The sequence below is a fragment of the Mycobacterium marinum genome (assembly GCF_003391395.1).
Taxonomy (GTDB): Bacteria; Actinomycetota; Actinomycetes; order Mycobacteriales; family Mycobacteriaceae; genus Mycobacterium; species Mycobacterium marinum.
In genome coordinates this window covers 4,189,502-4,201,802 of sequence record NZ_CP024190.1, presented here as the reverse complement: position 1 = coordinate 4,201,802, position 12,301 = coordinate 4,189,502, and the positions used below count along the sequence as shown (strand labels likewise).

Here is a 12,301-nt window from a genome sequence, read left to right as displayed (position 1 = left end):
TCGCCTCAGGCACCTGCACAGCCACCGCCTGGCCGCGCAGCGGGTGTCGTAGGCAAGCGATCGGAAGCACCGGGGTATCCGGAAGCCGAAACCACGAGATCGGAGATCATGTCCGAAGCTAGATAGCGCCAGGGGCGGTAGCTCAGTTGGTTAGAGCCGCGGACTCATAATCCGTTGGTCGCGGGTTCGAGCCCCGCCCGCCCCACGTCAGAGGCTATTTTTCAAGATCGGTCTCGCCAAGTCATCGTTTATTCATCGTTTATGCGGACGGCGCGGTCCAGCAGGTCCGCTACCTGCGTGTGGATGCGACCTCGGGTCATGTAGCGGTCTTGAGTCATGCTGACGTGGCTGTGGCCGAGATGATCGGCGCCGATCCGGGCTGAGAGCCCCTCGTCGTCGATGAGGGTCGCCACAGTCTTGCGGAAGCTGTGGGTGGTCACCTCGGCTACCCCGAGTTCGTCTCGTGCCGTGCGCCACTCCTTGCCGAAGTTGTTCGGGTCGCGAAGGGTCCCGGCCGTCGAGGGGAAGATGACCACCTGCTCGCCGAGGTAGGGCAGCTGCCGGCGCTTCAGGAGCATGTCGACGGCGAGCTTCGGTAGCGGGATGGTTCGCCGACCGGCGGCCGACTTGGTCTCATCGACGCGCAGCAGGCCCTCGCCGGGCACGCGGATGACCTTGCCGGTGACGGCAAGCATGCTCGCCTTCTCGTCAAAGTCGACCCAGCGCAGGCCGAGCAGTTCCGAGCGCCGCAGGCCGGTGGCGATGAGCAAGGTGATCGGGTCGATAAGGTCGTGCTTTTTGCAGAAGTCAGAGGCCTGCAGCTTGGCGAGAAGTTCGCGCAGCTGGTCGGCCGTGAGCGCGACCGCACCCTTGGGCTGGCTCTTGGACCGCAGCGGTTGCACGTCGCGCACCGGGTTGGCGCCTAGGACGCTGGCCATCACCGCGAGTTGTAGGGCGCCGCGCAGTATCGACTTCGACTGACGGGCCCTCGTCGCGCCGTGCGCGCTCCGCATGGAGCGCAGGGTCGCGTCCATGCGGGCAGGCGTTGCTTCGCTTACCCGCAACCCGCCGATGAATTTCTTGAGGTTGTTGGTTGTGAAGCGGTAAGTCGACATGGTGACAGGTGAGCGGCCGTCTTCGGCCAGCCGGGCAAGGTGCTGTTCCACGAGGTCAGTCACCCTTGTGTCTGGGTTGATTTCACCGTGGTTGGCGGAGCGTTTGCGTTCCCCGAGCGCAGCGATCAAAGCGTCCGCGGCCAGCTTGCCGTGCTGGTCGTATTCGTCGGCGGGACCTAGCCTTTGGACGATGCGGGTCACGCCGTCGGCGTCACGGTAGCGGCAACGCGCCAGCCAAACGCCACCACCTGTGTAGATGCGTTTGATCTGGCCATGAGTACCGATCCGGAGTTGCGGCCTTCCTGCCATGGTTCCTACTTCTGCGAGGCTGGACATCCCGGGCCATGACTTGCCAGGCCGAGCGTTGTTCCAGCGTTGCGAATCGCCCGTTTGCATGCACTGTATAGCGCATCACCGACACAGGAACCGCTACGCGGAGTTTCGCCTGCGTTGGTTCATTTGTGTTGTCTCCCAGGCGACGACATCGCTCATTCGATACCGGACGTGCCGGCCGAACTTGGCATAGGGCGGGCCCGTTCCTTTCGATGCCCACTCGGCAGGTGTCTTCACGGGCACGCCGTAGCGGTCCGCCAGCTCCTGTCGAGTTATCCACCTGTCGTCGGTGATCTCCTCCATGGCGACTCTTTCCCTCGCTGGCTGCCGGAAGGCTGGCCCATGTGAATATCATCTGCTCTGTCTGGGGCTTATGCCACGGTCAGAGTGAGCGAGCGTGCGGTTCGGCCGCGGCGCGCGGTCGCCGACGTGGCGGTGCACCGCTTTCCGGAGTGCACGCGGCTATCCGTCTGCATTCTTGCCCCGTTGTCCATCAAGATTGCATCAGACATACTATTGCTCAACGCTTTTCCCAATGATTCTCATTAACTCTCGCTTATCCTGATCGTCTTTTGTTGCACCGCAAATAAATCCGTAATCCCGCCGATTGCTATGGCACATTTGCACACCGGTGTGCGAGATTAGCGGTAGCACACACATAGTGTGCTACCGCCGCGGTTGTGCGCCAGGCGGTTTGAGTTGTCGGGCGGTACGACGTGTTGACGATTGCCAAGCTGTCGCGGTGGTCGATCAACTACTACAACGACACCGCCCGCGCCGCCGCCGCGGCCGCCCTCGATGCCCAGCGCGCAGGCGGAGGGCTGGGGGAGTACTACGCCGAACACGACACCCGCATCCCGGTCTGGCTGTGCGCCGGCGACACCCACACCGCGGCCAAACTCGTCGGCCTGACCGATGTTGAGCGCGCGGGAGGCCCGGCCGATCCCGAGGTCGTGCAGCGCTGGCTCGACGACGGTATAGCACCCAACGGAGCGTCCGGACGCGCGTTCGGGAACCGCGGTGTGCATGGCTTCGATCTGACGTTCTGCGCCCCTAAAAGTGTGTCGCTGATCCGCGCTCTTCGGGCCGGCGATGTGGCCGACAAAGCTATCGCTGATGCGCACGCAGCCGCGGTGTCGGAGGCCCTGGAATACCTGGCGGCCCATGCCGGATACACCCGCGTACACAACCCGGTCACGGGGGAGAAAGACCTTGCGCGGCTGCCCGGTCTGGTGGCGATCGCCTATCAGCACGAGACCTCCCGCGCGGGCGATCCGCACCTGCACACCCATGTCATCGTCCCCAACCGGCAGGCTCGCGCCGACGGCCAGTTGGTGTCGATTGATGGCACGTCGCTGTATCACGAAGCCAAAGCCGCCGGGGTTATCTACCAGGCCACGCTGCGCCGTGAACTGCACCAGTCTTTGAGTTTTGAGTGGCTGTCGGTGGACCCTGCCACCGGCATGGCCGAAGTCGCCGGCATCGCGCCCGAGAGTGTCACCGCCTGGTCTCAGCGTTCCACCCAGTTGCGCGAGTGGGCGGCCGGAAACCTCGCCTTGGCCGACGGCGAAAACCTCTCGCCTGCACAGCTGGGCGCCGCCCAAAAAGCCACCCGCCCGACCAAACTTGAACAGCTTTCGTTCGCTGAGTTGCGGGCCGCTTGGCGCACCGATGAACGGGGACTGCACCTCGATGACGCGGCCCGGCGGGCGGCGCGCCAAGCCCGCCGCGAGGGGTCGCGGCAGCCGTTTGATCGGCGCCGGCTGGCCGCGGCCGCCGAGCAGATCGACAAGGCCGCGTTCACCCGCGCTGACCTGGTGGAGATCGTCGGCGCGCAACTGCCCGTCGACACCGAGCAGAGCCCACGCCGGCTCGTCGAGAACGTCGTCGATGAGATCGGGATCCGGCTCACCGCGGCGCGGCAACCCCATCAGCGTGAGGGCCACGAACGGTTCACCCTCGACCGCATCTTGGCCGAAGAAGCCGCCCTCCTGCAGCTGGTCGACGCGCACGATATCCGCTCGCAATTGTGGGTCAAGGAAGGCGATACCGAGGGGTTGTCGCCGGATCAACAACGGGCCGTGGAAAACATCGCCACCTCGCCCTGGTTGGTGCAGCCGCTCAGTGCCCCGGCGGGTGCGGGTAAGACCACCTCCCTGCGGGCGCTGGCGGCGATGGCGCGCCGCCGCCACACCGCCCGCGTTTTCGTCCTCGCACCAACCGGCAACGCTGTGGACGTCGCCATCCGCGAAGACGCCGGCGATACCGGCTACACCATCGCCAAAGCCCTCCACGAATTGGACACCGGCACCCTCACCCTGGGCCACCTTGACCTGGTCGTGGTCGACGAAGCCGCCATGGTCGGCACCGACGATCTCCGGCGGCTGCTCACCGCCACAACAACAGCCAAAGCCAAGACCGTGCTCGTCGGAGACTCACACCAGCTGGCCCCGGTCAAGGCGCGCGGCGGTATGTTTGCCCAACTGTGCGCCGACCTGCCCTGGACCCAGGAACTCTGCGAAGTCTGGCGCATGCGCGACCCCGAGGAGCGCACCGCCTCGTTGGCCCTTCGCGACGGTGGGCCCGCCCCGGTGCGCCGCGCTGTCGGGTGGTATCGCACTCACGGCCGGCTGCACACCGGTGATGCCATCGCGATGGCCGCCGATGCCCTGGCGGCCTACCACCGTGACACCGCCGCTGGCAGAAACGCCCTGCTGATCTGCGGCACCACCGAGATGACCGATGCCCTCAATCACCGCATCCACCGCGACACCATTGCCGCCGACCAGCCCACTATCATCGCCGCGCGAGGGCACCGCATCGCGGTCGGTGACATGATCATCAGCCGCCGCAACGACCCCACCCTGCCCGTCTTCGACGCCACCAACATCAGAAGGCACGCCGACCCCGTGCGCAACGGAAACCGCTGGCGCATCTACGCCGTCGACCCCGACAAGAATCGCATCGCCGCCCGCCGGCTAACCGACGGCGCTCGCGCTGCGTTCACCGGGGACTACCTGCGCGAGCACATCACCTACGGCTACGCGATCACCGTGCACTCCGCACAAGGTGTCACCGCCGACACCACTCACGCCGTGCTGGGCGAGAACACCACCCGGGCGCTGTTCTACGTCGCGATGACCCGCGGCCGCAGCTCCAACACCGCCTACCTACACGAGCGGATCGCCGGCGAAAACGAGCACAGCCAACCCGGCGGAGTTCACATACCACGGCGCGGCACCGCCAAAGAAGCCGCACAGCGGGCCCGCGCCCTCATCGCCAACCACGACGAGCAAGCCCGCACCGCTCACCAGATCGCACAAGACGCGGACGCTTCAGTCCTCCCCGAGCCTGTCCGTAGCCTTCTTCGTCGGCGCTCTGATGCTGTTCAGCAGAGACGCACCGCTCATCAGCAAAGGCGTGACACCGTCGTAGGAATCAATGTCACCGACGGCCGCGCAGTCGATCAGCACATCGACCACGGCCACGGGAAGGACGTCGGCTACTCCCTAGGCCTATGAGTCCGCCACACGACAAACCGGTAGCGATCACGCGCTCACCGGCATGCAAGAGGCGCCTGACTGCTTAGTCGGGCTGCCGTTGCTCTCCTCAGGGGCAGCCCGACGCTTCAGCCAGCGCCCCATCAGCCGAAAGCCAGCGGCTAAACCGGTGACTGACTACGGGACCGGGATCTAGGCTTACACCCGCCAATTCCATTTCGAGGTGTGTTTTCATGAATCAGCCACGACAACCAGCAACCACGACGGGCGATGCGAGCACCTCAACGACGCCGGCGCGCACCATCTGGCCTGGCATCGGGCGGGGCTTCGCCCACGAGGAACTACCCAAACACCTCTTCACCGTCGCCGCTCTGCACGCCCGCCGGGCGCTCGCCGCTGCCGAACACCAACTCGACCAACTCGACCGCGCCACCTCGATAGGGACGGCTGTCGAGCTACTAGGCAAAGCCGCCCTCACCCTCGTATCCCCCACGCTGATCGCGGAAAGAGACGCCAAGAGCCTACTGCTGTACTCAGGTATCCCCGCGACATCACCGCACGAAGCAAAAACAAAGACAGCGGCCGAATGCCTGTCAATCCTGAATCACTCGCATTCCATTGACTTCAACCTGCAGAGAGATTCCAAAATATTTGTCGTACGAAACTTCGCACTTCACATGGGGCAAGTCGACGCAACCTTATTCCGCGAAGCCTTGAACACAATGACCCGACTCAACGAAGCCATACTCAACATCACCGCCAGCTTTGACCCCACGCTAGACAGAACCACCTTTTGGGGGCCTGAGCTGCTCCCGCACGTTGATGAACGGCTAAAGCAGGAACAGGAAGCCCGCCGGCTCGAACTCGAAGAGTTGATGGCCGCCGCGCGGCGAACCTACGAACGACTGCAACAGATGGGCCTGGACAACGAAGCATTCAAGCAACTCGCTGACCGAGACCCAGAACTTAACGATGCCGACGAACTTCTTCTCCAAACCGATTACAAGACTGCGCGAGCAGAATGCCCCGTCTGTGGATACGAAGGCTGGCTTGCCTACACCGCCACCGGCAGCAGAGGAACCCCATGGACGGAACAACCCACGGAGCAAGAGAGCTGGCGCGGCGACCCATGGTACTTGGTTGAGATAGAACTCCAATCGTGCGAATTCGTCTGCAGCTTATGCGGACTACATCTGGATTCCGAATTGCTTGACCTCACACACTTGGATGACCACATGCGGATAACCACCGAAGCAAACCAAGAAGAAATCGACGCCCTGGAAGCATACGAAGTTGATTGGTACCTCGAGTCTGAAGACTACGAACGTAGGCGTCGAGAGCGCTTCGAAGGTCTTTACTAACCCGCGAACAACTGCTTCACCAATCCTCGGACGGCTGCCCAATCCCGTCAGCCTCAACCCGAGTCGCACCGTGCACGCTGTTGCACCCGAAATGACTCGAGGCGAGGGCTACGGCGTCCCCTGCTCAATCTGCTGCACCACATTCACTACACGTTGCAGTTGCCAGACCGCTTCGTGGAAGCTGCATTGGAGAAAGACGCACAGTGACGTCACGGCGGCGACAAGTTCTTTGGTGGTGACGTCAAGTTTCTCTGCTCCAAGCTCTAGCGCGCGGGCGGCGTCGTCGATGTCGACCCCGGTCTGTGCTGCGAAGTCCATCGCAGTTTGCAGGACTTCCTCATCACTGGCCAAGTGATGGTCGCCATCGGGCACGATCTGCTTGATGTACAAGCGCAGGATCGTCTGGTTGCTGGTCATGGTTTGCCCCTTCCTCCATCGTGATGCAGCTTCACCAATTCTCGGACGGCTGCCAAATCCCATCGGCTTCGACCCGCGTCGCACCATGCACACTGTTGCACCCGAAGCGACTCGAGGCGAAGCTTCGAACGCAACTTGCCGTTACCGGTGTCAACTCGGCTTGACCCAGCTTGTTTGCTGTCGCGTTAAACCCCTGGTAATCAGCCACTTTGGTGCCTCCGACCGCACGACTATCTAGCCACGGTAAATGCGAATCCCGCCGTCTTTGCTGGCTCCAAACGGACTCAAAATACTCACACTGTCCCGGAGGGATGATTGTCGACCGTCCGCTCCCGCGCCTCCGCGCGCGGGAGACTTTGCGAAGCGACCCGCGGGTCGGGGCGTTTGTCCCGCCCCCAGGGGATGGATCAGTTCTACTTCTTCTTCCTGTCCGAGAAGTATTCGTCGTACAGCTCACCGAGTGAACCGGGGGACCTTGTCAGCGCCCACTGCGCGTAGACGAGCTGTTGCCTGACGTCTTTATTGTCGATGTCTGTTGCCTTATTGCGTACTTTTCTCAGCTTGACGCGATATGTAACCCGTGACCACCATGGGCGCCATGCGAGCTGGGTGACAATCTCAGCCGACTCTTGGACAACATTGCCCAAGTCCGAGTTAATCGCCCCGGCGCCAATCTCCTCGTCGCAGCCCTTTATGGCATAGTCCTCCACGCTGTACCGGCGGGCGGCGTCCGCTAGAACGAGGTATTGCTGCACAGCGGGCCTGGGTATCCGAGCAATGAGAGCAGCGGTTTCAAAGTCGCGGCTCGCGGTTTTGAATGTGGGGTGGTCCTTGTCCAGACCTGCCCACCGAGAACCCTCAGTCATAGCCAGAGCTTCTAGAACAGCGCTGCGCACCTCGCGCCTAGCCTTACCTGCTCCGACATAGCTGGTGATCACCGACCCGATGCCTGCAGCGCCAAGCAGAGGCACCCATTGCAGGATGTCCACGCATTCACGCTACGCGTCGGAGCCAGAACGCCGCGCCCTGCAGCATCTTCGTCACCCACGCCTCCGCGCTGGAGAGACTTTTGCGAGGCGACGCGTCCGCATCGGTCGCCCAGCCAGCCACCCCCGAATCGTGGACCCGCTCTCTAGAATCTCTCAAGGTGAAGATCCTCTCGGATGAGCAGTACCGGGTGTTCGCAATCATCGCTCTGTGCAACGACAGTGGGTATAACCCCACGGCCGAACAGGTCATGATGTGGCACGACAACCCCACTCCAAACGAAGCCACGTACCGCGATGCTGGCGGTCATGTCGTTTCGGCGTCGTCACTGACATATCTGCCGGCTCTTGGAGTCGACCCGGGCCCGCCGGGGCTCGCGAGAGTTCCTCGCAATATTCCGTCGGTCAACGGGACTCTGCGGGACCCGATGACTGCCATCCACCTGGCTCCAGAAGCACTACCGAATGCCGACTTGCCACCAGTCTGCTAAATGCCGGCCTCGCCGATTCCCAGCCAAGCTTGGAACATAGGATGCACTTGGAAACTGTCGCTCTTCCTCAAGTTTAGGCTAGCGAATTGGTGCGAGCCTACGTAGCTCCCGTTCGTAGCAAGCCCACCAGTCGTACTTGCAGCGGTGTGTGCACAAAGGAATCCGATACGCCACAGAATCTCTACCAAGTTTGATGGGTCGAGATTCTCAATCCACTCCGGAGAGTCGCCCGCTGGCCAATCTTCACAAATGATCCGAAGGCAAATCTCCTCGATATCATTACGCGAGAGGATGCTGTTTACTCCCCGAAAGCCCTCGAAAACCTGCAGCAATCGTGGGTACTGAAGCCGAAATTCTGCCGCAATATCCTTCGCGCGCTCATCCGAGTAAGCCGGTTCGGCGAGCGAAACTGTATTATGAGCCAGGGGAAGAGGATGGGAATTCTCTCGCGCATAGTCCACAATCTGACTGCAAAACTGTATGATCTCGCGAGGCCGGAAAAGTGTGCGATCGGCGAGGTAGCTAAAAGAAGATAGATCGCCTGGGAAGTCCTCGCGCATAAATTGAGTCCACAAGTAGCCGTCGGAAGGTTGATCAGGTGCCCAGTGATTCTGCGGATATCTTGCTTGGAAATTGTATCGCAAACGTTTGCAAACAAGACGTCTAAGTCCTACCTCGTCCCATCGCACGTACTCGATAAGGTCTCGATATTTCTGTGCGTCGTCGTACAGTGCGGGAATGTTATCGTAAAGCTCCTGGCGTAGGCTCATATAAACCGTCAAGTCGGGACTTAGCTGATTAATCGATAAGCAGGCTTGGAACAGCCCCGCGACAAATGCTTGCGCGTCCTCACTCGCATCCCATCCGCGATCTAATTCGTCTACGAGGACTACTACCCGCTTGGATTGTAAAACCTTTTCTAGATGCGGAAGTAAGTGTTCTATCTCTTCAAGCTTATACAGCTTTTCTAGCTCTCGAGCCTTCAATGATGCTTCGTATTTTCCTATTTTGACGCCTTCGATACGTTTCAAATAGGAAATAAGCCAAGATAATTTACTCGGCTGGCCTGCATAATGGTTATCTCGAATATATCTCTTAATCGCGGCGAGGGAATTTTTTCGTCCAGTCTGTTTGTTTCCTCGTTTGACCTGAGTGGCATCTTGATGTTTTTGAATCACTGGCTTAGGTATGTCGTGCAAAGCCGAAGAAAGGTTCTTCATGACGGATACATAAATAAGATATTTCCAAGCGGCCGCATATGCTCCATGCTTTGCCCACGAACCCTGGCCTTCAGATAACATGGACTGATGCAATAACTCGTAGGAATAATCTTCCGGGAACAGTTCGATCACGCTAGCGCCAGTTGCTTTAGCGCGAATCGCCAAGATCTGAAAAATTGCGCTTTTGCCGGAGCCTCTATTGCCGATAACAATTGTTTTCTCGCGCGCGGCCACTCTCTCGAAGGCTTTACTTTCGATAAAATAATCTGCCAGCCCAGCGTTGATGTCGCGTTCCGCAGCGGGTGCGCCTAGATTAATCCAGTTTAATCTGAGTATTTGCTGAGTTGCGCCCGTCAACGCTGCCTCCGATCTTCTGGCAAAACCACTCGACTAAGGGTGGCATCCGAGCGAGTACATCAGAGTGTCTCACCTTAGCCTGCCGTTAACCAAGCGTTTTCGATCCTCGGGGCACGAGCCGCCTCCGTCGCGGCATGAACTCGATATGAGCGCGGGGTGACGGATTGGCACGCCGTCCTCGATCCGACGCGGGTCAAGTCCAGGGACGTGATGTACGGCGTCATCGTGTGATTCTTCGCGGTGATGGTTCAGGCGGTCAGTGCCGCCGGGGTGTGCTCCTGTTCTATTGTGGTCTGGCCGATCGTGCGTGCTTTGCTGAGTACGTAGAGGCCGACTTAGCGCCGGGGGTTCAGCTCATTCGTCGTGTTGTTTCGGTCAGGACGGCGCCGACTTAGTCCCATACTCGTTCTCGTTCTACCTACCGTGGGCAAAGACGTAATCGAGATACGAGTCGGGCCGGGGCAAGGTAGGGATAAGAAGCCGGGGCAAGGTAGGGATAAGAACACGCAGGTCTTTCAGCATCGTGCATAGCGTGTGGCTCCAGACTGATTGTGGATAGGTTCTCGCCTGCGATATGACTGCCGCCGCAGTGGCAGAGCGTGGCGCAGCAGTCATCGTTTATTCATCGCGAATGATTGAGAAAAGGCCCGAATCCGGTCGGTTTTGGCGGGATCGCCGAGACGGCTAATCCATTGCGGCACAGAACAGTCGCGCATTTTCCGGACTTCGCGAGATCGGCCTTTTGAGAATCCGTTGGTCGCGGGTTCGAGCCCCGCCCGCCCCACGTCAGAGATGGTAACTAGCGTACCTAATCATCTGATTGGACCTCTATTCGTACTTCATGGCGCGGTCCAACAGCGCGGCGACCTCGGTGTGCACGCGCCCGCGAGACATGTATCGATCCTGCGTCATCGACACTTTGGAGTGTCCGAGGTGGTCGGCGCCGACGCGAGCGGATAGGCCTTCCTCGTCGATTAACGTCGCGGCAGTCTTGCGGAACGAGTGGGTGGTAACGCCGGGCACGCCGAGTTCGTCGCGCACTTTCCGCCACTGCTACCCATGCATTGGCGAAATGACCGTAGTCTTTCCAACGACAGCAGGCACCCTTCGCGACCCCAACAACCTCGGCAATACGCGCACCACATTTCCGGTGGCCGCGATCGTCTGTTTCGTCTTGTCGAAGTCGGTCCACCGCAACGCCAGCAGCTCGGATCGGCGAAGCCGGGTGGCGATTAGCACGGTGATCGGGTCAACAAGATCGTTTCGTTGGCAGTAGTCGTCGGCCCGCAGCCGCACCAGCAGGTCGCGCAGATCGTCGGCGCTGAGCGCCGTCGCGCCAGTTGGTCGTCGCTTGAGCCTGATCGGCTGAACATCGCGGACCGGGTTGGCGCCCAACGTGTTGGCCATTACCGCCAGCTGCAATCCGCCACGCAGAATTGTCTTCGCCTGGCGAGCCATCGTTGCGCCGTGGGCCGCGCGCATCGAACGGATTGCCGCGTCGATCCGAGCCGGTGTCGGCGTTCAGCTCCTCTACTTGCCGTTCGTGTCGGCGACCGAACACCAAAGACACCTCCCAACTGGAACGCGCTATGCGGGCGGGCTCAGCTATAGTCCATTTCCACCGCCCGGCACGACCAAATACGCCGGAATCGAATATGTGGCTTTACCGGCAGTCTCCGGGGACGGCTACGTCCCCGGCGTAGTCAGGCTGAGCACTTGTCCTCGAACAGCAGCATCATCCAACGCCCGTCCTCCTTCACGAAGTCCACGGTCTGGGTATCTGGCTCGTCCTCGTTCTCCACCGTCGCTGTCGCCGTCACCTTCGCGGTGTCGCCGGTGACGTCGATGGAGATGTCGTCGAAACTGAGGCGACCGGTATCGGCGCGATTTTGCCGGAGTTGCGACGCGTCGCCGAGACCCGACCGTTCCGACGGGCAGAAATAGCTCACATACTTGTTGAAGTCGGCATTGTTGTACGCCTCGACGACTCCGCTCAGGACCTCGCGAATCTGGTCTTCGTCGGACTTCGGCGGATCGGCGGCCGTTTGCGGCACAAGGATCAGTGCCGCTACGCCGACTGCGACAATGACAGCCGCGACCGCCGCGAGGCCGACGACAAACTTACGCCGACCCGGAGGACCTAGACGGCCCGGAGGCGGTGCAGCTACACCCCCTGCGGGGCCTGCCGGAAGTGTTTCGTCGTCGATCCACAGCTGCCACCCCGACGGGGGCGGAGGCCAGGAGGGATCGGGGGTCCAACCGGGGCTAGGAACCCAGCCGTCCTGCGGCGGCGGCCAGTTGGGTGGTGGATTGAAACGCATCGCGAGGTCCTCTCGGCCAGCCAGTTGCCGGTTAGCGTAGTTGAGGGGCTGCTGCGGTCGTACGCGTTCGGTGTCAACGGTCCATTGTCGCCGTCGGCTCCCATGCGCCGATCGGCCATCGCCTGCCACTTCCAGACTGCTCAAAATCGCGGCCCGAGCCGGCTAAGAGATCCCACCTCGCGTCGAATACGACGGAAACG

General features: G+C 61.1%; 11 protein-coding genes and 1 tRNA gene. 4 read left to right on the top strand and 8 right to left on the bottom strand.

The features are described from left to right. The first annotated feature begins 131 nt into the window (after positions 1-131). Positions 132-205, top strand: a tRNA-Ile gene (locus tag CCUG20998_RS17430). Between the two features lie 43 nt (positions 206-248). Here CCUG20998_RS17430 and CCUG20998_RS17425 read toward each other — a convergent pair. Together CCUG20998_RS17425 and CCUG20998_RS17420 are read right to left on the bottom strand one after the other, a co-directional pair. Continuing rightward, positions 249-1,424, bottom strand: a complete 1,176-nt coding sequence (locus tag CCUG20998_RS17425; RefSeq protein ID WP_161965526.1) for a site-specific integrase — start codon at positions 1,422-1,424, stop codon at positions 249-251. A gap of 120 nt (positions 1,425-1,544) precedes the next feature. Next, entirely contained in the window at positions 1,545-1,751 is a 207-nt protein-coding gene (locus CCUG20998_RS17420) for a helix-turn-helix transcriptional regulator (RefSeq protein ID WP_012395231.1), read from the bottom strand. A gap of 413 nt (positions 1,752-2,164) precedes the next feature. On the opposite strand from CCUG20998_RS17420, the gene mobF reads away from it, so the two are divergent. Beyond that, positions 2,165-4,969 (top strand): MobF family relaxase, encoded by a 2,805-nt coding sequence (gene mobF / locus CCUG20998_RS17415; RefSeq protein ID WP_103654118.1) that lies wholly within the window; start codon positions 2,165-2,167, stop codon positions 4,967-4,969. 212 nt (positions 4,970-5,181) lie between these two features. After that, positions 5,182-6,309 (top strand): hypothetical protein, encoded by a 1,128-nt coding sequence (locus CCUG20998_RS17410; RefSeq protein ID WP_103654117.1) that lies wholly within the window; start codon positions 5,182-5,184, stop codon positions 6,307-6,309. 108 nt (positions 6,310-6,417) lie between these two features. On the opposite strand, the gene CCUG20998_RS17405 is transcribed toward CCUG20998_RS17410, so the two are convergent. Both CCUG20998_RS17405 and CCUG20998_RS17400 read right to left on the bottom strand, forming a co-directional pair. Continuing rightward, complete coding sequence (locus tag CCUG20998_RS17405; RefSeq protein ID WP_103654116.1) at positions 6,418-6,726, bottom strand: hypothetical protein; 309 nt, start codon at positions 6,724-6,726, stop codon at positions 6,418-6,420. 413 nt (positions 6,727-7,139) lie between these two features. Continuing rightward, on the bottom strand, positions 7,140-7,715 hold the full coding sequence (locus tag CCUG20998_RS17400; RefSeq protein WP_103654115.1) for a hypothetical protein: 576 nt from the start codon (positions 7,713-7,715) through the stop codon (positions 7,140-7,142). Between the two features lie 158 nt (positions 7,716-7,873). On the opposite strand from CCUG20998_RS17400, the gene CCUG20998_RS17395 reads away from it, so the two are divergent. Then, positions 7,874-8,203, top strand: coding sequence for a hypothetical protein (locus tag CCUG20998_RS17395; protein ID WP_116269128.1), 330 nt, complete (start codon positions 7,874-7,876; stop codon positions 8,201-8,203). Here CCUG20998_RS17395 and CCUG20998_RS17390 read toward each other — a convergent pair. The 4 genes from CCUG20998_RS17390 to CCUG20998_RS29460 all read right to left on the bottom strand — a co-directional run bounded on the left by CCUG20998_RS17390 (position 8,200) and on the right by CCUG20998_RS29460 (position 12,101). Next, positions 8,200-9,780, bottom strand: a complete 1,581-nt coding sequence (locus CCUG20998_RS17390) for a P-loop ATPase, Sll1717 family (protein WP_197720193.1) — start codon at positions 9,778-9,780, stop codon at positions 8,200-8,202. The two genes, CCUG20998_RS17395 and CCUG20998_RS17390, sit on opposite strands and share 4 nt — an antisense overlap. 828 nt (positions 9,781-10,608) lie before the next feature. Beyond that, positions 10,609-10,821 carry a tyrosine-type recombinase/integrase gene (locus CCUG20998_RS17385; protein WP_020730390.1) on the bottom strand — a complete coding sequence of 71 codons (213 nt, stop codon included), beginning with the start codon at positions 10,819-10,821 and terminating at the stop codon, positions 10,609-10,611. Between the two features lie 12 nt (positions 10,822-10,833). Further along, positions 10,834-11,238 carry a site-specific integrase gene (locus CCUG20998_RS17380; RefSeq protein WP_231389757.1) on the bottom strand — a complete coding sequence of 135 codons (405 nt, stop codon included), beginning with the start codon at positions 11,236-11,238 and terminating at the stop codon, positions 10,834-10,836. A gap of 245 nt (positions 11,239-11,483) precedes the next feature. Then, a complete protein-coding gene (locus tag CCUG20998_RS29460; protein WP_172607191.1) occupies positions 11,484-12,101 on the bottom strand; it encodes a nuclear transport factor 2 family protein in 618 nt (205 codons plus the stop codon). Positions 12,102-12,301 lie beyond the last annotated feature (200 nt).

Coding starts and splice junctions, on each gene's coding strand:
- CCUG20998_RS17410 (WP_103654117.1), top strand. CDS start 5,182: ATGAATCAGCCACGACAACCAGCAACCACGACGGGCGATGCGAGCACC.
- CCUG20998_RS17380 (WP_231389757.1), bottom strand. CDS start 11,238: ATGGCTCGCCAGGCGAAGACAATTCTGCGTGGCGGATTGCAGCTGGCG.
- CCUG20998_RS17425 (WP_161965526.1), bottom strand. CDS start 1,424: ATGGCAGGAAGGCCGCAACTCCGGATCGGTACTCATGGCCAGATCAAA.
- CCUG20998_RS29460 (WP_172607191.1), bottom strand. CDS start 12,101: ATGCGTTTCAATCCACCACCCAACTGGCCGCCGCCGCAGGACGGCTGG.
- CCUG20998_RS17420 (WP_012395231.1), bottom strand. CDS start 1,751: ATGGAGGAGATCACCGACGACAGGTGGATAACTCGACAGGAGCTGGCG.
- CCUG20998_RS17405 (WP_103654116.1), bottom strand. CDS start 6,726: ATGACCAGCAACCAGACGATCCTGCGCTTGTACATCAAGCAGATCGTG.